The following is a 24,678-nucleotide window of genomic DNA, read 5'->3' on the forward strand; positions in this document are numbered from 1 at the left end:
GGCAGACTCTTCAGACTCCGCGCATGGACGGATGGGCGGGTTCTGTCGGGGCATTTGAGGTAACGGTTGGCGGAAGGAAGGTGGATATTCCGTCCATCGCAGTTCGAAGAGTTCGGTCTTCTCATGCGAGGTGCAGAGGAGGAGGCCGGAGGCCGGGCGGGGTGGGGGAGACACCCTCAAAGATCTTCCGTCTTTTCATGCTCACTACGTTCACACCTTCCCATTGTTCCGATAGTTATGCTGCTCCCTCATCCCCCGCCCAGCACCTTCACAATCACCGCCACCACCCCGCCCACGACCCCGCCGGCCCCGGCGCTCCGCGCCTCCTCCCGCCCCCTCGGGGGGCGGGCAGTGCAGGGCGATACGCCCGCCGGAGGGATAGACGAGTATCCATCCGGCCTGTTTACATGGTGTTCCGGCCTCCGCCGTTGAAGTGCAACGAGAGAACAGATTCCTGTGGGACCGTGGGTAGCCGGGGTATCCACGGCAAGAAGGCCACACCTGCACCCAGTTACCTGAAAGACTCCATAGGTGGATTCTTCCAGGGATTACGTGCATAATCCGAAACAGTTAAGCAAACAAATCATTAAGTCACTCCTTATCACCGCAAGGCTGCCCCACCGGGGCTCGCCGGCCCTGCGGGGTGCAGAGGAGGAATTGCGCATGAAGAACTCGTTCGTCCTGATCGGTTCCCTCGTTCTCGTATGCTGTCTACCCCTGGGGGCGTACCTCTCCGGGGACCCGGGATGCTGGGAGCCGGCGAACCCTGCGGAAGAACTCAAACTCCTTCAGCCGATATACACGAAGCAATGGCCCTACCTCCTCAAGGCAGGCCTGAACAAGAGGGAGCCCGTCATCTTCACCCTCGGAGGGCTTCCTTCCTCAAAAGGCGGGAAAAGTGCATCGTATTCAGACCTGGAGAACGTCACCGAAGCCACATGGGGCATGCTGCGGGAGCGCCACCTCTATCCCACGGGAAACGTCATCGGTTTCGGCTACGGCGTCGAAGGCTACCTTGAAGTCACCCTCTGGAACGGTCCTCCTCGCCCGGAGACAACCTATTCGGTCGAAGCACTGCACGTGATGGTCGATGAGCAGGCGAGGGCCGTGGGAATCGAGGATGTCCCGGTCAGGTTCACGGTGCGGACCTCCCCGCCGATAGTGATCCTCGATTGAACGATAAATTCCTGGCACACATGGGCATCATCTCCCCCGAGCACGGCCGCCTGCTACCGACAAAGTTATATTTTTCTAACACAATGTTAGAATTACATAACAGGAACAGACATGAAGACACGATACATGGTCCAGATTGCGGCGGGGACGGCAGTCGGGGCGGCTGGCCTCATTCTCCCGTTCTTCACGGACGGGATGGGGGCGCTCTCATCAGTCCTGGTGACGATCGGTCTTGTGATCCTCGCGGTGGCCGCCGTCCGGCACTGGAAGTTCCGGGATGAACTGGAGAAGGACGAACGGACGCAGAAGATCGGGGCATACGGCATCTCCTGCTCGTGGCTCCTCACCCTCATCTTCCTCGCACTCCTCTTCTGGGTGGACTACCTCGGGGTGCTCGCCCTCACGGTCGAGAGCGTGCTGCTCTCCACCATCCTGCTGATGGGGCTCTCGGCCCGCATCTTCCAGTGGTACCTCTTCCGGCAGGGAGATGTGGCGTGAGACGGATGAGCGCGGCGGGACAGCGCCTGCTCCGGAAGGGGGACGTCGGGTGAAGACCCGGATCCGGGAACTCCGGGCGAAGACGGGGCTTACGCAGGAGGAGCTGGCGCAGCAGGTCGGGGTCCGGCGGGAGACGATCGTCTTCCTCGAGAAGGGGAAGTACAACCCCTCCTTAAAACTCGCCTATAAGGTGGCCAGGGCGCTCGGCGCCACCATCGAAGAGGTCTTCACCTTCGATGACGAAGACCTGGCATGATCGGGGGTACATGGTCAGGGTGGTCGCCCCGGTGGACCACAAGCCGGCACCTTCAGGGGAACCGGCAGGTGGCCGGGAACAGGAGGTACGACAGAACAACGCGTTGCAAAAAGATATTGGGGGCACATCTAAGGTTAGAATTAAAGTTTAAAAGTATTTTGATTTGATATTCGCAGAATACCTTGCGCTATCAGCGTTTTAAACCCAAATTATAGATATTTTGGAGAAATTCGGTTTTATCCAAACTTAAATATATTTCAAAGAGATGCTTGAAACATTCACAATGAGCGCGGCGCATCGGAACGATCCTTCGATATTTCAGGGAATAGTAGAGGTCATTTCCACCCCGCCCCCCACTCCGGGCGAGCGCCGTCACGGTTCGACCGGGCCGCCCCCACGACCCGGCACCCGGCCGCCGCAGGTCTCCCCGGAAAAGACCTGCAAACGGCAGGCTGTGCAGAATGCCGGCCCTTTCCGGTCGGTATCGGCGATGGTGTTTGAGAAGCACATGACGCACCGGGGATTTTTACAATGAGCGAGCCCGAAGGTGTGCCCCAGTTCATGTACCGCTTCCACGACAGCCCGCCACAGGAAGAGATCTGCGTCCTCGGGGAGATTATAGAACGGCTGTCTGAGACGATGGAAGGAGATTATTGCGCATCTTTTGCCCGCAATCCCGAAGACAAAACTCATCCCGGGGAGATAGAGATCGACGTTCGTGACCCCCAGCGCCCGGTCGTAGCCGGCAGCCTCCACGGAGAGCGAGAAGAACTCGAGCATCATCTCCGCATCATACTGGCCGCGGGCGGCGTTCCACGCCACCGGGGGGAGCGGAATCTTTCTCCCGATCAGAACGTCCCGGGAGAACACCGTCTTCAGGCTTCCCTGAAGCACCTCCATCTCGGTCGGATCGACCTTCCCGATAGGAACCAGGGCAATACTCATGGCGGTATACCGGTGCCGGATATCGATCGGCGAGGATTTGAGGGTATCGGTCAGGGGTCCGGGGGACAGGCATCAACGGAGAGCGTCGGGGATAGTCCCGCCGTTGCCATCCCCGCGGAGGAGCGCAAAGAGCCGGGCAAGCGAGATGAGGTCCTGGCGGTTATGCTCCACCACCGGGACGAGCGGGCCGGGATTCCCGGTCCGCCGGTAGATATCGTAGAACTCCGGCACCATCGAGCCCGGGAGATCGTTCTCCCGGGCAAGGCCGAGGACCGCCGTCTCGAGCGCCCCGAGCCGGCAGGTGGCGAGCGAGTCGCCCCAGCGGCGGCGTGCGAAGTGGAGGACGTCAACATGAGGCATATCGAGGCCGGCCGGGATGCCGTGGCGGCCAAGCCGCTCCCGGATGTAGGGGAGGTCGAACGCCCGGCCGTTGAAGGTGACGAGCACCGCACCCTCCGCTTCCAGCGTGGGGAGGACAGCGGTGAGCGCCGCTGCCTCCTCAACAACCGACCGGAGCAGGTACTGGCGGGTGGTGATTGACCCACCCTCGACCCGGGCGAGGCCGATGAGGATGATCGGCCGCGAAAAGAGCCCCAGCGTCTCGATGTCGAGGAAGACAAAGTCCCCGGGAGCATGAAACCGGCTGGCCTCAAGGAGGAGCGGGTCGCTTCGGTGATGCCGCCGCCCGATCAGGTCTGATATATCGCGAACATTCCCCTCCGTCACCGAATCCAGGAGCCGTGCAGCCTCGTCGTGGTAGCGGGGGTGCCGGACGAGATCGGCGACCGTCCGGTAGCCCCGGCCTTTCAGCCTCCGTTCGGTCACCCTGCCGATGCCGTGGACCAGCGTGAGGTCGCTGAGGATAGCCGCCGCCGCCCGGCCGGGGTCGCGGCCGTCAAGGTCCATGGCCTCCCGGGATTCGAGGACCCAGCATCCCCCGGCGGAACAGATAACCTCCCGGCCGCAGAAGACGTCCTCGAACGCCCGCCCCCGGTACCCGGCAACGAGGTCGTCGCAGAGCCGCCGGATCCTGGCGTATTCGGAGCGGGGGCCGGGGACGAACCGGGTGTTCTCGCCGGCGTCCTCATACTCCCCGGCCTGCCGGAGCCTCGCTGCCTGAACGAAAGGGTGAGCCATTCTCCCGGCAGAGGGTTGGATCCTGCCGGCATTCAAGATACCCGCCGCGGGGTGAAAGTGAACGGATTTTCAGGATCCGCGATATCTCCCTCTCCCGGCCGGAACCGGAACCCCCGGGATGCCGGCCGGCATGAAGGCCCTTCCAATCTCGACGGAACTTAAGACGGGCCGCCATGCTCCCGGGTATGATATAAATACCCATTCGGACAACAGAAGGAGCGATATGACGATCGGTGCAGTCCTGATCGACATCGACGGCGTCCTCTACGTCGGCGATCGGCCGGTCGCCGGGGCGGACCGGGCGCTTTCGGAACTTGACCGGCGAGGGATACCCTACCGGTTCGTCTCCAACACCACCCGCCGTTCCCGTCGCTCGGTCGCCCGCCGGCTGCAGGAACTCGGTTACACCATCCCGGATACCGCGATCATCACCGCCCCGGTCGCCGCCGCCGCACACCTCAAAGAGGGAGGACGGACCCGGTGCTTCCTCCTCACCACCCCCGATGCCCGGAGAGACTTCGAGGAGGCCGGGATTGTGGCCGTAGAGGAGGATGCAGACGCGGTCGTGGTCGCCGATGCGGCCGACGGCCTCACCTACGCCTCGATGAACCGGGCGTTCCGTCTCCTGATGGACGGCGCAGACCTCGTCGCGCTCGAGAAAGACCGCTACTGGATGGGGCCGGACGGGCTTATGCTCTCGGCGGGGCCCTTCGTCGCCGCACTCGAGTATGCCGCCGGAAAGGAGGCGGAGGTGATCGGGAAACCCTCCCCGGCGTTCTTCATCCGGGCGCTCCGGGAGATCGGTGCGGGGCCGGATGAGGCCGCGATGGTCGGCGACGACATCGTCACCGATATCGGCGGCGCCCGGGCCTGCGGGATGAAGGGCATCCTGGTCCGGACCGGAAAGTACCGAAGAGAAGCGGTCCGCCAATCAGGCATCACGCCCGACCTCGTCATCGAATCGCTGGCAGACCTCCCCGATCACATCTGATACCATGTGGAGCCGAACCCTCATCGCAATCGTCCTCATCGCCGCGACCCTCGGGGCCGGCTGCCTGGGCGGCTTCCTGCACCCCCCGGTCATCCCGCCGGCGATCGTGCCGGTCGAAGGGGCGTCCCTCGACCGGACGCCGGTCTACACCTTCCCCTTCGAGGACGGGGAGGAGACGATCCGGGTCGAGCCCGACCCGGCGGTCTACGCCGGTGCAAAGGAGGCGGATCGGCAACTCTACCTCTCAGAGGAGCTCGCGGAAGAGGAGTGGATCCCCATCTACTACCGGGCATTCATCAACGACTCCTGCCAGGAACCCTTCTATGCAGACCTGCTCGCGGCTCTCCACCATATCCGGGACCGGGAAGGGCTCGACGACGACCGGTATCTCGAACTGATCACCGCGTTCGTGCAGTCCATCCCCTACAGGACCGATACATCGATCGTGGAACCGAAGTTCCCGATCGAGACCTACGTGGACGGGGAGGGGGACTGCGACGACAAAGCCCTCCTCCTTGCCGGGCTCCTGGTCCGGGAGGGATACGGTGTCGCGCTCCTCTACTTCGGGGACGAGAGGCATATGGCCGTCGGGGTGAAGAGCGACGGGTGCCTCTATCGCGACACCCCTTTCGCCTACATCGAGACCACGAACACAAGTTACGTCGGCATCCCGCCGGCAGTCCTCTCGGACGGGACGACGCTCTCGACCGATCCCCTGGTCATCCCTATCGGAGACGGGGGCGGGGCCTATACGGCGTGCGGCGATGTCGGGACGATCGAACAGGCTATCACCACCTCGCGTGATCGGGCCGAGGAGATCGCGCCGGAACTCGCGGGGTGTATGCATGACCTTGAGGTGCAGCGAGAGGCACTCGAATCCCTCAACGAACAGCTGGCGGATCTCGCCGAAGACGGGGAGTTTGCGGAGTATAACCGCCTCGTCCCGGGGTACAACCAGAAGGCCCGGGAGTATAACGACGCGGTAGAGGCCTATAACGCCCTGATCGAGGAGTCAGAGGCTGCCGTTGACCTCCACAACTATATCGTCACCCATGCCTACGACCGGCCCGGGTCATACCTCCGCGCCCGGGCATACCTCGCGGAGTGACCGGAGGAGGGGGGGTCCGGACCGGCGCTGCTTTGCCCGCGGAGTGGGTCAATCCCAGACGATGCAGCGGACGGGTGCGTCTTTCTCTCCCCGGAACCGGGTCATGGCGGTCCTGCAGTACTCCGGGGAGATATCGATACCGATGAAGCGCCGGGCAAGCCTGCGGGCAATGAACGTCGTCGTTCCCGCACCGTTGAAGGGGTCGAGCACCAGGTCCCCCTGGTAGGAGAAGAGTTTGATCACCCGCCGCGGGAGTTCCTCGGGGAACATCGCCGGGTGCCGGTAGTCCCGCATCCGGACCTCCGCCGGGAAGGTCCACCGGGCAAAGACCCACTCCTTGAACTCGTCGCCGGTGATATCGATCTTCTCCTTCTGTCCGGCCTTCTTATGCGTCTCTTTAGCAAAGATCTCGATAAACTCCCATGTATACTTCAGGTACGGCATCGACGGCGACTTCCAGCTCCCCCAGGCGGTGTACCGGGCGTTGTAGTTGTTCTTCTCCCAGAGGATCTCCGCCTTCCAGAGAAACCCAAGACCAAGGAGTTGAGAGGAGATGATATGGTGCGTGGGGATGTAGTCGGAGAAGAGCGGCTGGATGTTGACCGCGATCCGCCCGCCGGGTTTGAGGAGACGGTAGCACTCGCGCCAGATCGCTCCGAGTTCACGGAAGTAGTCGTTCCACTCGCGGGTGTCGTTCATGCAGTCGTTTGCGTAGTGGTGCCCGAAGTTGTAGGGCGGGGACGTGACGATGAGGTCGATGCTCCGGTCCGGGATCTTCGGGAGCACCGCCATCGCGTCGCCGCAGATGATGCTGTCCACGAACCGCCGGACGGCAGGAGGTTCAGGAGCCCGGACAGCGTGCTTGATGCCGCCCGTGCCCTTCCGGATCTTCCCCTTCTCGCTCCGGTTCGGTATGCCCTTCCGCCGCATCCCGGCCTGATCCCCCGGGGGGCCAATACTCCCGGGAGATGTTAAGTGTAGCCACTCACCTCATGATGGGATGGGTGCACCGGCAGGGTGGTCGCGGCGAGATACACCGCCTTACGCATCTGGCTTCGCCGGGTGATGGTCGGATACCGGGCAGCCCGCTCGGCGATGCAGGCGAACGTGGTGAATGCAGATCGCTCCATACATGAAACGGGGTGAGACCGTTATTTAACCGTAGGCCGTGTGCGGTGTGAAAGTGAAGATGCGCGGCTTCGCCCGGGCTGTCCACCGCACCGGGGCCAGAATTACCGGGATCCCGGCCCGTTCCGCAGAGATTCCCACGATGCGGGGGAGATCGTTCTCCGCAGGTGCGAGGACGCGAAGGCGGAATGGGTGACCACCTTCCCCGCCGGATACGGCAGTCACCGGGTCCCTCGAACGACCTGGTATCTCACGGACAGGAGCCGGTCGAAGGCATCAACGCCCTGCCAGACGTAAAAACGGGTGTTACGGTGCAAGTGTTAATGTACCCCCAGAAATATACATGAAACGGAGTGGCGTATGCTGGATATCAGTGATTTACACGTGAGCGTGGATAGCACCGAGGTGCTCCACGACATCAACCTCCATATCGGGCAGGGGGAGACTCATGTCCTGATGGGGCCGAACGGCTCGGGAAAGAGCACACTGCTCAAAGCCATCATGGGATTCGGCGGCTATACGATCACGGCGGGGTCGATTGTCTTTAAAGGGAAGGATATCACCAGGATGCCGATCCACGAACGGGCCCATCTCGGCATAGGCATGATGTTCCAGCACCCGCCTGCAATATCCGGACTGAAACTCGGGAAACTGCTCTCCGCCACATCCCCCATGGGGGAGGGTGCAATCGAGGCGCTCGCGCAGTCGGTCAACATGGAGCACTTCCTCACCCGGGACATCAACGTCGGGTTCTCCGGCGGCGAGATAAAGAGGAGCGAGGTCCTGCAACTGAAAGTCCAGCAGCCCGATTTCATCATGCTGGACGAGCCGGAGAGTGGCGTCGACCTCGAGAACATGAACCTGATGGGAAAAGAGATCGCAAGCCTGCTCGAAAAAGACATCCATATCGTGAACCGGCGCCGGAGCGGCCTCATCATCACCCATACCGGCTATATCCTCGATTACCTCGAGGCCGACCAGGGCCACGTCCTGATCGACGGCCAGATCCGGTGTCACGGGAATCCCCGCGAGATTCTGCGCGTTGTCAAAGAGAAAGGATACGGAGAGTGTCTGCGTTGCAAACAGATATAACCGATATGGAGCACCTCTCGGAGGAGGACAAAAAACGCCTGGCCCTGACCGGTCTTGAGGTCGGGATGCAGAACCGGTGCGGGAGTTTCTTCCAGATCGACCAGAAGGTGATCCAGACCACCTGCGGGGCCGAGGGGATCGAGATGCTCCCCATCAAGACTGCCCTTGAGAAGTACGACTGGGTGAAGGACTACTACTGGAACGCCGTCCAGAAGGACAAGGACAAGTATACCCAGTACGTGGCGAAGCAGGAGAACCCGCAGGGCCTCGTCGTCATCGCCCATGAGGGCGCAAAGGTCGAGATGCCCCTCCAGGCCTGCCTCTTCCTGCGCGAGGAGCCGGTCCAGCACGTGCATAACATCTTCATCGCGCGGGAGGGCTCAGAGATCCACATCATCTCCGGCTGCGCGAGTTCCTGGCAGAAGGAGCACGGCTCACACATCGGGGTCACCGAGATCTACGTCGGCAAAGGCGCCAAAGTCACGTCCACGATGATCCACAACTGGAACCCGGGGATCAGTGTCTTCCCGCGGAGCGCCACCGTCGTCGAGGAGGACGGCACGTTCCTCTCGAACTACATCTGCATGCAGCCGGTCAACCAGGTCAATATGTACCCGACGGCGCGCCTTGTCGGGAAGAACGCCGTGGCCCGGTTCTCGAGCATCGTCGTCGCGACGCCCGGCTCAGTCCTTGACCTCGGCTCCCGGACCATCCTCGCCGCCGAGCATACAAGCACCGAACTCATCACCCGCGCCATCACCACCGGCGGCAAGGTCATCTCCCGCGGCCACATCCTCGGCGAGAAGGACAACACCCGCGGTCACATCGAGTGCAAGGGCCTGATCTTAAAAGACGGGATCATCCATGCCATCCCCGAGATTGAAGGGACCCTCACCGGCACGGAACTCTCCCACGAAGCCGCGGTCGGCAAGATCGCCCGCCACGAGATCGAGTACCTCATGGCCCGTGGGCTCTCCGAGGAGGAGGCCACCGCAACCATTATACGCGGGTTCCTGGATGTTAAGATCAGCGGCCTGCCTGCAGTCCTGCAGGCCCAGATCGATGCCGCGATAGATAAAGCAGAATCAGGCTTCTGATTCGGGAGGAGGTATGGTGGAGACCGACCCTTACTCGCGTGAGCGCGAGGAGATGGTGGAATTCCAGGTCCGGGCCCGGGGGGTCAGGGATCCACGGGTGCTTGCCGCGATGGAGAAGATCCCGCGCCATTTTTTCGTGCCGAAAGGCTTTGAGCGTTCCGCCTACGAGGACCGGCCGCTTCCCATCGGGGAGGGGCAGACCATCTCCCAGCCCTACATCGTCGCCCTCATGACCGAACAACTCGAACTGGCACCGCAGGACCGGGTCCTCGAGATCGGGACGGGCAGCGGCTACCAGGCCGCACTCCTCGCCGAACTCGCCGGGCGTGTCATCTCCATCGAGCGCCTCTCAGACCTCGCCGACAAGGCGCGGGAGAACCTCGCCCGGGCCGGGGTCACCGGCGTCACCGTGGTCGTCGGCGACGGCACACAGGGTTACCCCCCGGAGGCGCCGTACGACGCCATCATCATCACGGCGGCATCCCCTTCCATCCCACAGCCCCTGATCGACCAGCTCGCCGAGGGCGGGCGCCTGATCGCTCCCGTCGGCCCGCGGGACTGCCAGGACCTCATCAAACTCGTCAAGCGCGAGGGCAGGGTGGAGGAGATCCCTCTCGGCGGCGTCTGTTTCGTGCCGCTGATCGGGCAGTTCGGGTGGAGGGGAGAAGGGTCCCTGTGACGATCTACGATATCACCCGGGATCTCTCCGGGGAGACCGTCATCTACCCCGGGGATATCCGGCCCCGGTTTCGCGAGATCGAGAACGGGCAGTACCGCGTGACCGAGATGGTCCTCGGGAGCCATTCAGGGACGCATATCGACGCTCCCTCCCACTACCTGGAAGGGGGGATGACGGTTGATGAGATCCCGCCCCGGATGCTCATGGGGCCGGCACGGGTGCTCGACTGTAGCGACGCGGGAGCGGTCATCGGCCCGGCGAGCCTCACCGGCCGCCTCGCCGGCGCCTCAAGACTCCTTCTCCGGACCACCTTCTCCGGGAGGCGGGAGTTCGATCCCGGATACCCGGCGCTCTCCCCTGAGGCGGCGGGCCTCGTCGTCGAGGCCGGAATCACCTGTCTCGGTATCGATACCCCGTCGATCGAGGCGTATGACGGCGACGGCTCGGTCCACCGCCGTCTGCTCGGGAACGGGACGGTCATCCTGGAACTCCTCGACCTCTCGGCCGTCCCGGAGGGAGACTACTTCATGGTGGCGCTCCCCATACGGCTCAAAGGTGCGGACGGGTCGCCCGTGCGGGTGATCCTGTGGGATACGGAGGAGCAGATATGAGTTTCTGGCACGATGCAATCAAAAGACTTGAGAATGTCCTCGCGGACAGCGGGTGTGAGGACGGTGTCGTCAAACTCGACGTGAACTACGACGCGGATGTCTGCCAGTACCCGAAAGGGGTCCCCATGGAGGGCTACTTCGGCGGACAGAGCGGACAGTTCATCACGAGCGAACCAATCCGGGCCAACACCCGGATCTCCTTTATGTTCGGCGCGCCGCTTGCAAACCAGAAGCAGCGGGCGGCGGCAGGTGTGATCACGAACACCGTCTCGGCGTTCCTCAGTCTGGCACGGAGACTCCATCCCTGCACCCCCGACCGCTACGCCCCCTGCCTTGCGGAACTCTCCCGTGAGGTCGCCGGAAAGAAGGTCTACCTCGTCGGCCCGATGCCGGTGCTCGAGAGGGCCCTTAAAGACCAGGTGGTCGACTCGCCGGAGGCCGCCGATCTCCTCCTGGTCGCCGGGGACGGGATGACGGCGGATGCGGGGGTTGCCTGCATCGACGAGTACCGCGGGAAGAAACGGATGATCTTTCTCGGGCCATCGACCGCCGGGGTCAGCGGCCTTTTAGATCTCGAGCACTGGTGTCCCTACGGACGATGAATACCTTTTTTTAGGAAAGAAAGGACTATACAGAGTATGCTTTTCGGCTCTTCCGGAATCCGGCGGGAGTTTGGACCTGCTCTCGTCAATCTGGCGCTCCAGGTAGGAGCAGCCATCACAGACGGCGCATCAACCGTCGTCGTGGGCAGGGATACCCGCACGACCAGCGAACTGCTGGAACACGCCGTCGCCGCCGGGATACTCTCGGCCGGTGCAATCGTTTATTCCTGCGGCATCGCACCCACCCCGACGGTCGCGCATGCAACGGGATGCGCAGACGCAGGATGCATGATCACCGCCTCGCACAACCCCGAATCCTACAACGGGATGAAACTGCTCAACCCCGACGGATCGTCGTTCACCCTCCGGCAGCAGGCGGCAATCGAGGACGCACTCGAAGGGTCCCACCGGGCGAACTGGGATGAGCAGGGGCACGCCTCCCCTCTCGATGCTGTGGAGGCACACCGGGAGGCAATCCTTGAGAGGGTCAGCCTCTCCCACCCCATCACGGCCGTGCTCGACTGCGGCAACGGTGCGGGAAGCGTCATCACCCCCGACCTCCTTGCCGCGATGGGGACAACCGTCACCGGTTTAAACTGCAACGTCGCAGGCCGGTTCGCCCGTCCCTCCGAACCGCTCGCGGCAAACCTCCCTTACATACCGGAGATCGTCCGGAGACGGGAGGCCGCGTGTGCGGTGATCCACGACGGCGACGCCGACCGGATGATGGCGTTCGATGAGAAGGGCCGCTATATCGAGGGAGATCAGCTCCTCATGCTCTTTGCAAAATACCTCGACCGGAAGCGGGTCGTCACCACCGTCGACGCCTCGATGGCGATCGAGGAGGTTGCGGAGGTCCGCCGCACACCGGTCGGCGACAGTTTCGTCTCGGAAGAACTCCTCACGTGGGGGGATTTCGGCGGTGAAGCCTCGGGAAGCTGGATCTTCCCCGAGCACTCCTACTGCCCGGACGGGGTCTACGCCGCGGCCCTGCTCTGCGAGATAGCGTCGGAGTGGTCGATCGCCGAAGAACTGGACCGAATGCCCCGGTATACCCTCCTCCGGGAGTCCTACCGCATCGATGCTCCGGGGGGGATCATGGCGGCGCTCGGGGCCGACGAACCGACCCACGGGGTCCGGTTCGAGGACGAGGAGGGGTGGTACCTGATCCGTGCGAGCGGCACCGAGCCGAAGGTCCGGATCACCGCCGAGGGGAAGACGGCCGCAAAAGCAAAGGAGATGCTTGATATGGGGCATGCCGCCCTTGAACGGGCAAAACGCAGTCAGGAGTGAGTGTATGCAGTGTGTCGTATTAGCAGCAGGAGAAGGGAAACGAATGCGTCCCCTGACCGGCCGGCGCCCGAAGGTGATGCTGCCTATCGCCAACCGCCCGATGATGGAACATCTGGTCCTTGCGGCCCGGGACGCCGGGATCACCGACTTCATCTTCGTCGTCGGGTACTTCGAGCGTGAGATCCGGAACCACTTCGGGGACGGGAGTGCTCTCGGGGTGAAGATCACCTACGTCACCCAGCGTCACCAGCTCGGGACCGCAGACGCTCTCCGGGCTACTGCAGGACTGGTCAACGGCCGGTTCCTTCTCTTAAACGGTGATATGGTCCTCAAAAGAGACGATATACGTGAACTCTGCCAAAAGAGCGCCCCGTGCGTCGGGATCCACCAGACGGACCACCCGCAGGACTACGGCGTGGTGACCGTGGAGGAGGACCGCATCACCGGTCTTGAGGAGAAGTCCGAGAACCCGAAGAGCAACCTGATCAACGCGGGCGCCTATCTCTTCGACCTCGATATATTCGATCTCCTCTCGGGGATCACGGTATCGGGCCGCGGCGAGTTTGAGCTGACCGATGCCCTCGAGGTGTATATCCGGGACGGGACGCTGACCGCTCACCCGCTGGACTACTGGCTCGATGTCGGGCAGCCGTGGGATCTCCTTGATGCAAACGAGGCGCTCATTGCTGCGATGCACCACGAACAGCACGGCACCATCGAGGACGGGTGCACCGTCCCCGAGACGGTCAGCATCGGGAGAGGGACCGTCATCCGGGCCGGGACCTACATCGAGGCCTCCTGCGTCATCGGCGAGAACTGCGTCATCGGCCCGCACGCCTACATCCGGGGCTCGACCGCCATCGGCGACGACTGCCACATCGGGCACGCGACCGAGATCAAGAACTCCATCATCATGCCCGGGACGAAGATCCCCCACTTCAACTACATCGGCGACAGCGTCATCGGGAGCAACTGCAACTTCGGGGCCGGCACCAAAGTCGCAAACCTCCGCCACGACAACGGGGCGGTGAAGGTCTGCGGGAAGACGACCGGCAGGAGAAAGTTCGGCGCCATCATCGGCGACGGCGTCCTCTTCGGGATCAACTGCTCGGTCAACGTCGGGAGCCTCGTCGGCAGCAACGCGAAGATCGCCCCCCACTCCCTCGTGGAGGGGTGTATCGAGGACGGTTCGGTCATCAGGTGATCCGATGCAGGCAGTCATTTTAGCAGCGGGAGAAGGGAGCCGGTTGCGGCCGCTCACCCGGAGCAAACCCAAAGCCATGCTCCCGGTCGCAAACCGGCCGATCATCGAGTATGTCATCGATGCCCTCCTTGAGAACGGGATCCGCGACATCATCGTGGTGGTCGGCTACCGTAAAGAGGACGTCATCCGGCACTTAAACAGGCTCGACGCACCGGTCCAGGTCGTCGTGCAGGAACGCCAGCTCGGGACCGCCGACGCCCTCCGGGCGGCCGAGTCCGAGATCACGGGCGATTTCCTTCTTCTTCCGGGCGACAACTACATCAACGCCGAGTCGATCGCCCGGATAAAGCAGGAGCGAAACGCCATGCTTGTTGCCGAGCACCCGAACCCCTCGAACTTCGGGGTCGTGGTGATCCGAAACGGCCTCGTCCGCGAGATCATCGAGAAACCCGAGGACGCCCCGACATTCACCGTCTCGACCGGGGTCTACTCATTCACACCCGACGTCTTCTCCTACCTTGAGACGAACGAGATCCCCGACGCACTCACCGCCATGATCGAGTCCGGCCGGCGGATACGGGCGATCCCGGCGGACGACTGGCAGGACGCCGTCTATTCCTGGGACCTCCTGAAACTGAACAGCCGGATGCTCAAAGGGATCACGCCCGAGATCGGCGGGACGGTCGATGCGTCCGTCGTCCGCCGGGGCGTGGTGCATATCGGGACCGGGACGACGATCGGTCCGAACACCGTGATCTACGGCCCCGTCACCATCGGGAGCAACTGCAACATCGGGCCGAACTGCGTCATCATGCCCGATGTAAGCATCGGGGACCGGGTGGTGCTTGAACCGTTCACCTACGTCGCCGACTCGCTCGTCATGAACGATACCACGGTCGGGTCCCATTCGAGGATCGTCTCGGCGGTCTTCGGGCAGGGGTGCATCCTCGCCGACCATACCACCACCTACCCGTCCGCGAGTTTCATCGAGGTCGGAGACCGGGTCCTGAAAGAGGAGTTCGGCGCAGTCCTCGGTGACGGGGTCTGCGCGGCACCCTTCACAACATTTAAAAACTGTATAGCAGGTAACTGTGTCACCATTGAGGAGGGGAAGACAGTGGTCGGTCTCATCGAGGATGGCACCAGGGTGATGTGATGTGCGGGATTGTCGGCTACATCGGCAGACGGGACGCAACGCCGGTCCTGATCCAGGGCTTGAAGCGGCTTGAGTACCGGGGCTACGACTCGTTCGGGATCGCGACGGTCGGGAGCGCGATCGAGGTCTACAAGAGGACCGGCCGGATATCGGACGGTGAGGCCGGGGCGGCCAGCCTCCACGGGTGCATCGGGATCGGGCATACCCGGTGGGCCACGCACGGCGAACCGAGCGACAGCAACGCCCACCCGCACACGGACTGCAGCGAGAAGATCGCCGTGGTGCATAACGGGGTCATCGAGAACTACAGCGAACTGAAACGGCAACTCGCAGGACGCGGCCATACCTTCCGGTCGGAGACCGACACCGAGGTGATCGCCCACCTCATCGAGGAGCACTACGACGGGGATCTCCTCGCGGCGGTCAACGCGACCCTTCCCCTGCTCAAGGGCTCATACGCCATCCTCGCGATCGCGGAGGATACCCGGAGGATCGTCGCCGCCCGCGACGCGAGCCCGCTCGTCCTCGGCGTCGGGGATGCCGAGGTCTTTGCCGCCTCCGACATGACGCCGCTCCTCGAGTACACCGAGCGCGTGATCTACCTGGAGGACGGCGACGTCGCCGATATCACGCCTGAAGACTACACCATCTACCACGCCGGCCAGAGGGTAGAGCGTCCGGTCGAACTGATCAGCTGGTGCGTCGAGGATACCCGGAAGGGCGGGTTCGCCCACTACATGTTAAAGGAGATCTACGAACAGCCCCAGTCATTCTACGAGACCATCAGGGCGGGGATCGACGACCGCGTCCGTCAGATGGTCAGGGAGGCCGACGAGATCACCCTGGTCGCCTGCGGGACATCCTACCACACCGCCCTGATCTTCAAGTACCTGGCCGAGTCGCTCTGTAACATACCGGTACGGGTCGAGATGGGGTCGGAGTTCAAGTATTTCATACCGCCCCTTCACGGCCTCGTGATCGCGGTCTCGCAGTCGGGGGAGACCGCGGACACGATCGCCGCGTTAAAGATGGCGAAATCCCGCAACTGCCCCACGCTCGCCATCACCAACATGCAGGGAAGCACCGTCACCCGGGTTGCCGACCAGACCCTCCTGATGCGGGCCGGCCCTGAGATCGGCGTCGCCGCGACCAAGTCCTACACGGCGCAACTTGCGGCGCTGATGCAGATCGTCAACGCGCGGTGCGAGGAGGCGTTTGACGGTGTCCTCTCGCATGCCCACCTGGCCATCGAGGACGTCCTCCTCCAGGAGGTCAGGGAGGCGGTCAGTCTCTGTGCGAAGGCCGAGCATGTCTTCTTCGTCGGCAGAGGACCGTTTTACCCGGTCTCGATGGAGGGCGCCTTAAAGATGAAGGAGATCAGTTATGTCCACGCCGAGGGGTATGCAGCGGGAGAACTCAAACACGGGCCGTTTGCCCTGCTCACGCCGGAGACGCCGGTGGTCGCCATCTGCACCCCCGGCCCGACGTACGGGGTGATGGCCTCGAACATCAAGGAGATGAAGGCGAGGAAAGCCCCGGTCATCGCCCTCGGCGTTGCCGGGGATACGGAACTTGCCGAGATCGTGGATATCTTCATCCCGATCCCAAATACGCACCTCCTGGTGCAGGTGCTGACCGCCTCGGTCGCCCTCCAGCTGCTCGCCTACCATACGGCCTGCGCCCTGCAGCGGGACGTCGACAAACCGCGGAACCTGGCAAAGAGCGTGACGGTTGAATGATTGAGTACGGACGTAATGCCCTCGGCGAAGGGGCGATGATATTCGATCCAGTGACCATCGGGTTTCCCTCCCGGGACCGGATGGGAGTGAAGGATTACCCGGGCGCCACGATCGGGAGAGACGCAGTCCTCCGGTCGGGCACCATCATCTACTGCGACGTGACGATCGGTGACAACTTCCAGTCGGGCCACAACGTGCTGATCCGCGAGAAGACGACCATCGGCGATCGGGTGGCGATCGGCACGGCCGCGGTGATCGAGGGCGACTGCACGATCGGCGACGACGTCCGGCTCCAGAGCCTGGTCTACGTCCCCACCGGTGCCCGGATCGGGGACCGGGTCTTTGTAGGCCCGAACGCCGTGCTGACGAACGACCGCTACCCGCCCGGACCCCACGAGTCCCTCCGGGGCCCGGTGATCGGGGACGACGCCGTCATCGGTGCGAACGCAACGGTCCTCCCCGGGGTCGTCGTCGGCAGGGGAGCGTTCGTCGCCGCGGGCGCGGTGGTGACGAAGGACGTCCCGCCGGAGACGCTCGCTGTGGGCACGCCGGCACGATTCCGGCCGCTCCCGCCTGACGCGAGGCGGTGCCGATGAAGATCCCCGTTGCCCGGCCGCTCGTCGGGGATGAGGAGGTCGAGGCCGTCGCCGACGTGTTGCGGTCGGGGATGATCGCTCAGGGGTCGGTCGTCACCGAGTTCGAGTCCCGGTTCGCCGATTACTGCGGGGTCTCCCACGCAGTCGGCGTCAACTCGGGGACCGCGGCGCTCCATGCGGCCCTGCTGACTGCGGGCGTCGGGCCGGGCGACTCGGTGGTCGTCCCGGCGTTCACGTTCTTTGCGACGGCGTCAAGCGTCTCGATGTGCGGGGCGACCCCGCTCTTCGCGGACGTCGACCCACAGACGTTCAACATCGACCCGGACTCGGTCGAGAGGCTTATCCGGCCCGATACCCGGGCGGTCATCGCCGTCGACCTCTTCGGGCAGCCCTTCGACGCCGATGCCCTCCGTGCGCTCTCCGACGACCACGACCTCATTCTCATCGAGGACGCGGCCCAGGCGCACGGTGCGGAGTATCACGGGAAACGGGCCGGGAGCCTTGCCGACATCGGCTGCTTCTCGTTCTACCCCACGAAGAACATGACCACCGGCGAGGGGGGCATGGTCACGACCGACGATGATGCCCTTGCGGAACGCGTCCGGCTCCTCATCAACCACGGCCAGAGCCAGAAGTACCTCCACTCAGCCGTCGGCTACAACTACCGGATGACGAACATCGCCGCTGCCATCGGCCTCGTGCAACTCGGGCGGGTCGAGGGGTTCAACGAACGCCGGATCAAGAACGCCCGGTACCTCGACCGCCACCTTGCGGGGACGGGGCTTGCGACACCCTACACGGCACCGGGCGTCCGGCACGTCTACCACCAGTACGTCGTGAAGGTCCCCGCCGACTATCCGCTCGGTAGAGACGGGTTCATGAACGCTCTTGCCGATGCAGGGGTCGGGACCGCCGTCCACTACCCCATCCCCATCAACCGGCAACCGGTCTACGAGAACGAAGGCGCGACGGCTACCTGCCCGGTATCCGACGACCTTGCGGCATCGGTTTTGAGCCTGCCCGTCCACCCGGCGGTGACCGATGAAGACCTCGCGTATATCTGCGAGGCGGTCCGGGGACTGGAGTAACACCGAAACCACCCAGATACTTTTTCCGGCACAGGAGTCGAACGGGGCTTATCATACCGGGAAACGGGAAATCGGCGGATGATTCGCCGGCATCCCCAAACGATAAATACCAACCCCATAGATTAAATTCATGCTTCTCTGGATAGGCCTGGGGCTTATTGCGGCTGCGATCGTACCCTATGTCATCTTCTTTGCCGGGATCCACATAGGAAAGAAACCAGACGAGCCGCCGGCACTCACGGAGTATCCCCCGATAAGTATTGTCATATCGGCCTACAACGAAGAGGCCGTGATCCAGGAGCGGGTCAAGAACATCCTTGCATCCTCGTACCCGCGGGACCGATACGAGATCGTCTTTGTAGACGACTGTTCATCCGACAACACGAAGGCGCTTGCCGAGGAGGCCTTCGAGAAGGCCGGGATCACCCACCGGATCCTTGCGAATACGGAACGCCTGGGCACGAACCGGTCCTATAACAGAGCAATCGAGGCGGCAGAGTCTCCGATCGTCGTCACCACGGACGCGGACGTCTTCTTTGAGCGTGACGCGCTCGAGCGCCTCATCGCCCGGCTCCAGAGCGATGAGCGTATCGCTGCGGTCTGCGGGGACCTCTACCCCCTTCCGGATGAAGGGTCCCACCCGGCGCAGATGGAGGACGCCTACCGGAACTACTACGGGCGGATGTGCAGCTGGGAGAGTGCCGTCGACTCCACCTACGCCTTCAACGGTGCACTCGTCGCGTTCAAGCGCGATCTCGTGACCCGGATCGACGACAAGCGCGGGGCGGACGACGCGAACACGGCATTCGAGGCAATCCGGCGCGGGTTCCGGGCGGTATACGAACCCCGTGCTCTGGTGTACGAGGACGTCCCCCGGGACTTTCAGAGGCAGTACCGGCAGAAGATCCGGCGGGCGACGCAGCTGATCGAGGCGACGATTGCAAACTTAGACCTCCTGCGGTTCCCCCGCCCGTTCTCGCGGTTCTTCTATCCTCTGCGGATCTACATGTACCTCGTAACACCGGCTCTCTTCCTTGCCGGCAGCATCCTCTTCGTCGCAGGACTCGCTCTGGCATCCCCCCTCCTCGCTCTCGGGATGGTTGGTCTCGCCGCCCTTATCGGCTACCTCTGGAGCAGCAACACCATCGTCTCCTTTGCCACGAACCAGATCTACCTCGCGAGGGGGCTGCTCAACCTCGGGAAAGATGTGCGGGTCTGGGAGAGTACATCAAACAAGATACGGAAAGTGTAGTCAACCCAAAAAAGATGCAGAAGGCAATCGGGACGGTCTTCCTGCCCCGGCGGGAAACCGCAGATAAACGTTCTTTTTTCAGGCCCGCAGGATACGCCAAGATTATTAATGGTTCGAAGGGAAACAGGTTTGTAACAAGGAGGGTCCGATGGCTCACGTGGATCTCGATAAGTACCGACCATACATCATCATTGGTTTCATCGTCCTGTTTGCCCTGCTCACGCTCTGGACGCGGGGTATCCCTTCAGAAGGTCTGGTGACCGCTGAAGGCGTCAATCTCCTGGGTAACGACCCCTGGTTCAGTCTCCGCCAGGTTGAGCAGACAATCGCGAACTTCCCCGGCTACGCCTGGTTCGATCACATGACGCTCTACCCGAACGGCGATGCCATCCACTGGGGACCGCTCTTTGCCGAGATCATAGCAGCGCTCTGCATCATCACCGGAGCAACGACGCGCCCCGAGATCATGGTGGTGGCCTCCTGGGTCCCGCCGCTGATGGCCGTGGCGATGGTGCCCGTCACCTACCTGCTCGCAAAAAAGATAGCCGACTGGAAGACCGGCCTCATTGCGGCGGGCCTGATTGCAGTCATCGGCGGGAACTACGCATACCGCTCCCTCTTCGGGTTTGTCGACCACCATATCGCAGAGACGCTCTTTGGCGTGCTCTTCGCCCTCGCCTACATCACCGCGCTGATTACCACCCGCGACCGGTCGCTCTCTCCCAGGAACTTCGAGACTTTGAAGGTCCCGGTGGCGGCATCTGCGCTCGCCGGCATCGCCTACCTCCTCGGGTTCTACAACATGCCGACGATGGTCCTCTTCGCGCTCGTCGTGGCCGCGTTTACCCTGGTCCAGTTCATCCTGGACTTCTTCCAGGACCGGTCGAGCGAGTACCTCGTCCTCGTGAACGCCGTCACCTTCGCTGTGGCGATCATCGGGGTAGCAGCCTCCGGCTTCCCGCACCCCGGTTTCAGCCTCATCTTCTACACCGTCGGGCACGTCATCGTGTATGCCGCCCTCATGGCAGGGACGCTCGCGCTGTATGGCCTCTCGGTCTATCTCCAGGGGCGCCCGAAGTATTACTACCCGGGCGCGCTCCTGGTCGTGTCGGCCGCCGCCATTGCGGTGCTCTATGTCGCCCTGCCGGAGATCTACAACCTCCTGATATCAAACCTCATCATGTTCTTCGGCGAGAGTGCCACGACCACGACCGTTCAGGAGGCCCGGCCCTGGTCGTTTGACGCGGCCTGGATGACGTTCCACTGGGGCTTCGTCCTCGCGGCCGGCGGGGCCGCCACCCTGCTCTGGTGGAGCCGCGAGAAGGTGAACCCGGCCCACATCTTTGTCCTGATCTGGTCGGGGATCATCCTTGCTTCGACCGCGGCACACGTCCGCTACGAGTACTACCTCGCTGCAAACATCGCCCTGCTCGCGGCAGTCTTTGCGGGCGCCGTCCTGAATATGGGATGGAAGGACGTCACCCGCCTCCTGAAGTCAGACAGTGCCTCTGCCGCACCAAAGACCGCCGAGAAGCAGGAGGAACCGGCGCGAAAGGGGAAGAAGGGTGGAAAAGCCGCGGAGCCCCGGAAAGCGAAGACCGCTTCCAAGGACCAGCCGGATTACTTCAAGGTAGGAGCCTTCGCCCTGGTCGCCGTCGTCACGCTCTTCTTTGCAGGGGCATCCCTCCAGGGGAACATCGATCTCGCCACCAGCGCGAAGTACGGCGGCATGAACTCGCAGTGGATGGAAGCCCTCGAGTGGATGGGCGCAAACACTCCCGACCCCGGTGTCGACTACTATGCCATCGCGGATCCGAATACCTTCACCTACCCCGAGGACGCCTACGGCGTCATGTCCTGGTGGGACTACGGCCACTGGATCACCTTCATCTCAAAGAGGATCCCGAACAACAACCCCTTCCAGCACGGGGTCTCCGGGCCGAACGGCTCGGCAACCTACCTGGTCTCGACCTCTGAAGAGGCCGCAAACCAGATCCTCGACAACATCGGCACCCGCTACGTCATCACCAATATCGACATCACTACCGGGAAGTTCCACGCCCCGGCGACCTGGGCCGACCCCGATGTGGGGGAAAAGCGCTTCCAGCCCTACTACCTCCTCCCGGTGAGCGCAGGCTCGACGAATTACCAGGCGGTGCCGTTCAACAACCAGGACTACTACCTGACGATGGCCGCCCGGCTCCATAACTTCGACGGGTCCATGACCGACCCGGGATCGCAGGTGATCTATGCCGAGTACCGCGACGCGGAAACGGCAAACACCTCGCTCCCCGTCATCACCCGCACCGAGCAGATGAACGCAACCGCCGGTGCAGCCGCGGTGGAGGAGTACAACAAGAACGCACCGGCGGGCTCCCATGCCACGCTGCTGAACATGTACTACCAGTACCGGGGCGACTCGATCATCCAGCCGCTCGAACGGGTGCCGGCGCTCCAGCACTACCGGCTCATCCACGAGAGCCCCCAGAACGTCTTCGGCAACGTCGGGGAGGACGGGCCCGATCTTAAGGCGGTCAAGATCTTCGAGTATGTCCCCGGAGCCACGATCAAGGGCGAAGGGATCATTGAGGTGCCGGTCGTCACCAACACCGGCCGGGAGTTCACCTACCGCCAGGAGAGCGTGAACGGCACGTTCGTCGTTCCGTACGCGACGTCCGGGTGGTCGGGCGACGTGAAGACGACCGGGCCGTACCGGCTCACGGGCACCGGCCAGACATTCGACGTCACCGAAGAGGCTATCCAGCAGGGACGCACCATCAACTAACGAGGATGCGTTCTTCAGTCATCTACGGCGACATATTTACCCGGCACGATATGGAGGCCCACCCGGAATCGGGCTCCCGGTTACGGGCGGCCCTCTCCGGGGTCCCCGAGAACGTCCGGTGGCGCCCCCCGGTCCGGGCCACCGAGGAAGACCTGGAACGAGTCCACCACCCACAGTACGTCCGATGGGTGCGTGAGATCGCCCGGGGATCCTGTTTTTTAGACCCAAACACCTACGTCACCTGCCATTCATTCGAAGCGGCGGCGTATGCTGCCGGCTCGACGTTTGCAGCGGTGGAGCGAGCGCTCGACGGCGAGCACCTCTTTGCCCTGGTCCGCCCGCCGGGGCACCACGCCGAACCAGATCGTGCAATGGGGTTCTGTATATTCAATAACGCCGCGGTCGCGGCGGCGAAAGCGCTCCTCTCGGTTGACCGGGTGGCAATCCTCGACTGGGACCTGCACCACGGCAACGGCACCCAGACGGCTTTTTACGGGAGCGACCGGGTGCTCTACTGCTCGGTGCACGAGGAGAACAGTTTCCCGAGGACCGGGTGGGTGGACGAGATCGGGACCGGGGCAGGCCGGGGCTACACCCTCAACGCCCCGCTTGCGCCGGGGTCCACCATCGCCGATTACCGGCACGTCTTTGATGAGGTCTTCATCCCGGCGATCGCCCGGTTCCGGCCCGACGTCCTGATCGTCTCGGCCGGGCAGGACGGCCTCGCCGACGACGAGCACGGCCGGATGAACCTCGTGCCCGAAGACTACGGCGTGCTTGCCGGGATGCTGATCGACGGCACGGACCTCCCCCTCGCGCTGACCCTCGAGGGGGGATATGGCCCGTCGCTCGGCAAGGCGATCGGCACGATATTCCATGCCCTGCGGGGGGAGCGGTTCACCCCGGCCGAGAGCGCCCTGCACCGGCATACGGGGAGGGTTGTGGAGATCTTAAAGAAGGTCTGGTTCCGCTGAGTAGACCGGCAGTGTGAGAGCGGGAAATGAGGGTGGCCGGGTTCATGCGAAGAGCCCGGACGTCCGGGCCGTATTACCCCTGCGTCGAACGTTTCCGGTCCGGGTCCATGTACGAGACCTCAAACCCGGGAAGGACGACCCGCACCACCGGCACCGGTGTCCGTGAGAGGTCGCAGACGCAGACCCGGTCCGTATGGGGCTCGACCTCTTTGAGCACTTTTTGGATATCAAGGTCGAACCGCTCGGTGCTTGCGTCGGGGACGTCACCGATATCGACGGCCCCGGCGTCGGCAAACCACATCCGGTTGATCCGCTTCAACCGCTCATACCCCGCCTTCCTGATGACCATCTCCCGCTGGGGGTCGTTCCGGCCGCCCTGCAGGTAACTCCCCCGGCTCTGGGCGACCTCGGTCAGGGCCCGGAGCGCCGCGATCTCCGGCGAGAGGTGTGTCCCCGACCCGATGACGATCATCGCCGGGTCTTTCGTGACGGTGTCGTCGGCGGCGGCAGCGACCGTGGGGATCCCGGTCTTTCCCTTGAGCAGCCAGAGGTGGATATCGATCCCGTTCTCCTCGAACCGGTCGAGGACCTCACGGGCGGCGCAGTCGTTCTCGATGATGAGGCGGCGGCCGAGATCGTGGTTCTGATCGGCGATGCTGAGCGCGTCCCGCTCGATCACCTCAAAGAGGGCGTGCAGGATCGCCTCTTCCATGACGTTGCCGGATGCAAGCCCGTTTGAGTCGCTCCGAAAGAGGGGCATCGCCATGCCGAGCGAGTCGTAGGGATGGAAGACGGCATTGCTCGGGAGATAGACCTCCTCATCGTTCAGGATATCCCACGCCGGCGTCCAGTGGATCTTCTCCCCCTGCTCAAGCCTCCGCGGGATGAGGAGGTCTTCGGGGTGCACCGCCCGTCCCGGGCCGATCTCCTCGTAGGTCGCATACTCCATCCGGTCGCCCCGGTACTCGGCGCAGTAGCGCTCGACCGCCTCCATCATCGCCGAGACCCGGGCATGGATTGGATCCTTCCCCTTTCCAGCGTGGACGCGAACCCCTCCCCGGGCCGCTCCCGGCCGGACCGCCGCAAAGACCGGGATCCCGAGACGGTCAAGAGGGGTGAGATCGGTGATCTCGACGACACCGATCCCGGCCATCAACGGCTCAACGACGGCACGGGTCTCTTCGGGAGACCGCGAACGGTGCGTTCCATCAAAGTACAGTTTCTCTACCGGATGAATCGTGATTGCCATTAAAGATACCTTGGAGGTGATA

Annotated in this window: 24 protein-coding genes; 19 read left to right on the top strand and 5 right to left on the bottom strand. The window is 63.2% G+C overall.

All coding sequences use genetic code 11. The features are described from left to right. Positions 1–663: 663 nt before the first annotated feature. The 3 genes from QZ650_RS06545 (at position 664) to QZ650_RS06555 (ending at position 1,930) form a co-directional block, all read left to right on the top strand. Complete coding sequence (locus tag QZ650_RS06545; protein ID WP_292518509.1) at positions 664–1,176, top strand: hypothetical protein; 513 nt, start codon at positions 664–666, stop codon at positions 1,174–1,176. Positions 1,177–1,287: 111 nt separating this feature from the next. Continuing rightward, positions 1,288–1,674 carry a hypothetical protein gene (locus tag QZ650_RS06550; RefSeq protein ID WP_292518507.1) on the top strand — a complete coding sequence of 129 codons (387 nt, stop codon included), beginning with the start codon at positions 1,288–1,290 and terminating at the stop codon, positions 1,672–1,674. Between the two features lie 49 nt (positions 1,675–1,723). Further along, entirely contained in the window at positions 1,724–1,930 is a 207-nt protein-coding gene (locus QZ650_RS06555; protein ID WP_292518632.1) for a helix-turn-helix transcriptional regulator, read from the top strand. A 372-nt stretch (positions 1,931–2,302) separates the two neighbouring features. Here QZ650_RS06555 and QZ650_RS06560 read toward each other — a convergent pair whose 3' ends face one another. Continuing rightward, positions 2,303–2,875 (bottom strand): archaemetzincin family Zn-dependent metalloprotease, encoded by a 573-nt coding sequence (locus tag QZ650_RS06560; RefSeq protein WP_292518505.1) that lies wholly within the window; start codon positions 2,873–2,875, stop codon positions 2,303–2,305. Positions 2,876–2,947: 72 nt separating this feature from the next. Further along, entirely contained in the window at positions 2,948–4,012 is a 1,065-nt protein-coding gene (locus tag QZ650_RS06565) for a ribonuclease H-like domain-containing protein (protein WP_292518503.1), read from the bottom strand. Between the two features lie 223 nt (positions 4,013–4,235). Here QZ650_RS06565 and QZ650_RS06570 point away from each other — a divergent pair, with 223 nt between their 5' ends. Both QZ650_RS06570 and QZ650_RS06575 read left to right on the top strand, forming a co-directional pair. Continuing rightward, on the top strand, positions 4,236–5,003 hold the full coding sequence (locus tag QZ650_RS06570; RefSeq protein WP_292518501.1) for a TIGR01458 family HAD-type hydrolase: 768 nt from the start codon (positions 4,236–4,238) through the stop codon (positions 5,001–5,003). Between the two features lie 4 nt (positions 5,004–5,007). Beyond that, positions 5,008–6,111, top strand: coding sequence for a hypothetical protein (locus QZ650_RS06575; RefSeq protein WP_292518499.1), 1,104 nt, complete (start codon positions 5,008–5,010; stop codon positions 6,109–6,111). Between the two features lie 48 nt (positions 6,112–6,159). On the opposite strand, the gene QZ650_RS06580 is transcribed toward QZ650_RS06575, so the two are convergent. Together QZ650_RS06580 and QZ650_RS06585 are read right to left on the bottom strand one after the other, a co-directional pair. Beyond that, the gene (locus tag QZ650_RS06580; RefSeq protein WP_292518497.1) at positions 6,160–7,041 is read right to left on the bottom strand and encodes a site-specific DNA-methyltransferase; all 882 of its coding nucleotides are present in this window, start codon (positions 7,039–7,041) and stop codon (positions 6,160–6,162) included. 41 nt (positions 7,042–7,082) lie between these two features. Further along, complete coding sequence (locus QZ650_RS06585) at positions 7,083–7,241, bottom strand: hypothetical protein (protein ID WP_292518495.1); 159 nt, start codon at positions 7,239–7,241, stop codon at positions 7,083–7,085. A 358-nt stretch (positions 7,242–7,599) separates the two neighbouring features. On the opposite strand from QZ650_RS06585, the gene QZ650_RS06590 reads away from it, so the two are divergent. The 14 genes from QZ650_RS06590 to QZ650_RS06655 all read left to right on the top strand — a co-directional run bounded on the left by QZ650_RS06590 (position 7,600) and on the right by QZ650_RS06655 (position 23,407). After that, positions 7,600–8,331, top strand: coding sequence for an ABC transporter ATP-binding protein (locus QZ650_RS06590; protein WP_292518494.1), 732 nt, complete (start codon positions 7,600–7,602; stop codon positions 8,329–8,331). 5 nt (positions 8,332–8,336) lie between these two features. Then, complete coding sequence (locus QZ650_RS06595) at positions 8,337–9,428, top strand: SufD family Fe-S cluster assembly protein (RefSeq protein WP_292518493.1); 1,092 nt, start codon at positions 8,337–8,339, stop codon at positions 9,426–9,428. A gap of 16 nt (positions 9,429–9,444) precedes the next feature. Then, complete coding sequence (locus tag QZ650_RS06600) at positions 9,445–10,107, top strand: protein-L-isoaspartate(D-aspartate) O-methyltransferase (protein ID WP_292518630.1); 663 nt, start codon at positions 9,445–9,447, stop codon at positions 10,105–10,107. Then, a complete protein-coding gene (locus tag QZ650_RS06605; RefSeq protein WP_292518491.1) occupies positions 10,104–10,718 on the top strand; it encodes a cyclase family protein in 615 nt (204 codons plus the stop codon). Before QZ650_RS06600 ends, QZ650_RS06605 begins: the two co-directional genes overlap by 4 nt. Beyond that, positions 10,715–11,320: a hypothetical protein gene (locus tag QZ650_RS06610; RefSeq protein ID WP_292518489.1), complete on the top strand. Its 606-nt coding sequence runs from the start codon at positions 10,715–10,717 to the stop codon at positions 11,318–11,320. Before QZ650_RS06605 ends, QZ650_RS06610 begins: the two co-directional genes overlap by 4 nt. Positions 11,321–11,356: 36 nt before the next feature. Further along, positions 11,357–12,613 carry a phosphopentomutase/phosphoglucosamine mutase gene (locus QZ650_RS06615; protein ID WP_292518487.1) on the top strand — a complete coding sequence of 419 codons (1,257 nt, stop codon included), beginning with the start codon at positions 11,357–11,359 and terminating at the stop codon, positions 12,611–12,613. Positions 12,614–12,617: 4 nt separating this feature from the next. Continuing rightward, positions 12,618–13,817, top strand: a complete 1,200-nt coding sequence (gene glmU / locus QZ650_RS06620; protein WP_292518485.1) for a bifunctional sugar-1-phosphate nucleotidylyltransferase/acetyltransferase — start codon at positions 12,618–12,620, stop codon at positions 13,815–13,817. A gap of 4 nt (positions 13,818–13,821) precedes the next feature. Continuing rightward, positions 13,822–14,973 carry a sugar phosphate nucleotidyltransferase gene (locus QZ650_RS06625; RefSeq protein ID WP_292518483.1) on the top strand — a complete coding sequence of 384 codons (1,152 nt, stop codon included), beginning with the start codon at positions 13,822–13,824 and terminating at the stop codon, positions 14,971–14,973. After that, positions 14,973–16,712: a glutamine--fructose-6-phosphate transaminase (isomerizing) gene (gene glmS, locus QZ650_RS06630; protein WP_292518480.1), complete on the top strand. Its 1,740-nt coding sequence runs from the start codon at positions 14,973–14,975 to the stop codon at positions 16,710–16,712. The genes QZ650_RS06625 and glmS overlap by 1 nt, the downstream gene beginning before the upstream one ends. Then, on the top strand, positions 16,709–17,308 hold the full coding sequence (locus QZ650_RS06635) for an acyltransferase (RefSeq protein ID WP_292518477.1): 600 nt from the start codon (positions 16,709–16,711) through the stop codon (positions 17,306–17,308). Before glmS ends, QZ650_RS06635 begins: the two co-directional genes overlap by 4 nt. Next, positions 17,305–18,396, top strand: a complete 1,092-nt coding sequence (locus tag QZ650_RS06640) for a DegT/DnrJ/EryC1/StrS aminotransferase family protein (RefSeq protein WP_292518475.1) — start codon at positions 17,305–17,307, stop codon at positions 18,394–18,396. Before QZ650_RS06635 ends, QZ650_RS06640 begins: the two co-directional genes overlap by 4 nt. A 130-nt stretch (positions 18,397–18,526) precedes the next feature. Then, positions 18,527–19,648 (top strand): glycosyltransferase, encoded by a 1,122-nt coding sequence (locus QZ650_RS06645; RefSeq protein ID WP_292518472.1) that lies wholly within the window; start codon positions 18,527–18,529, stop codon positions 19,646–19,648. A gap of 148 nt (positions 19,649–19,796) precedes the next feature. Further along, positions 19,797–22,433 (top strand): oligosaccharyl transferase, archaeosortase A system-associated, encoded by a 2,637-nt coding sequence (locus QZ650_RS06650; protein WP_292518470.1) that lies wholly within the window; start codon positions 19,797–19,799, stop codon positions 22,431–22,433. Between the two features lie 5 nt (positions 22,434–22,438). Beyond that, positions 22,439–23,407: a histone deacetylase gene (locus QZ650_RS06655; protein WP_292518468.1), complete on the top strand. Its 969-nt coding sequence runs from the start codon at positions 22,439–22,441 to the stop codon at positions 23,405–23,407. Positions 23,408–23,480: 73 nt separating this feature from the next. Here QZ650_RS06655 and QZ650_RS06660 read toward each other — a convergent pair whose 3' ends face one another. After that, on the bottom strand, positions 23,481–24,656 hold the full coding sequence (locus QZ650_RS06660) for a YcaO-related McrA-glycine thioamidation protein (protein WP_292518467.1): 1,176 nt from the start codon (positions 24,654–24,656) through the stop codon (positions 23,481–23,483). Positions 24,657–24,678: the final 22 nt, after the last annotated feature.

This window comes from Methanoculleus sp. (assembly GCF_020696975.1).
In the GTDB taxonomy this organism is placed as follows: domain Archaea; phylum Halobacteriota; class Methanomicrobia; order Methanomicrobiales; family Methanoculleaceae; genus Methanoculleus.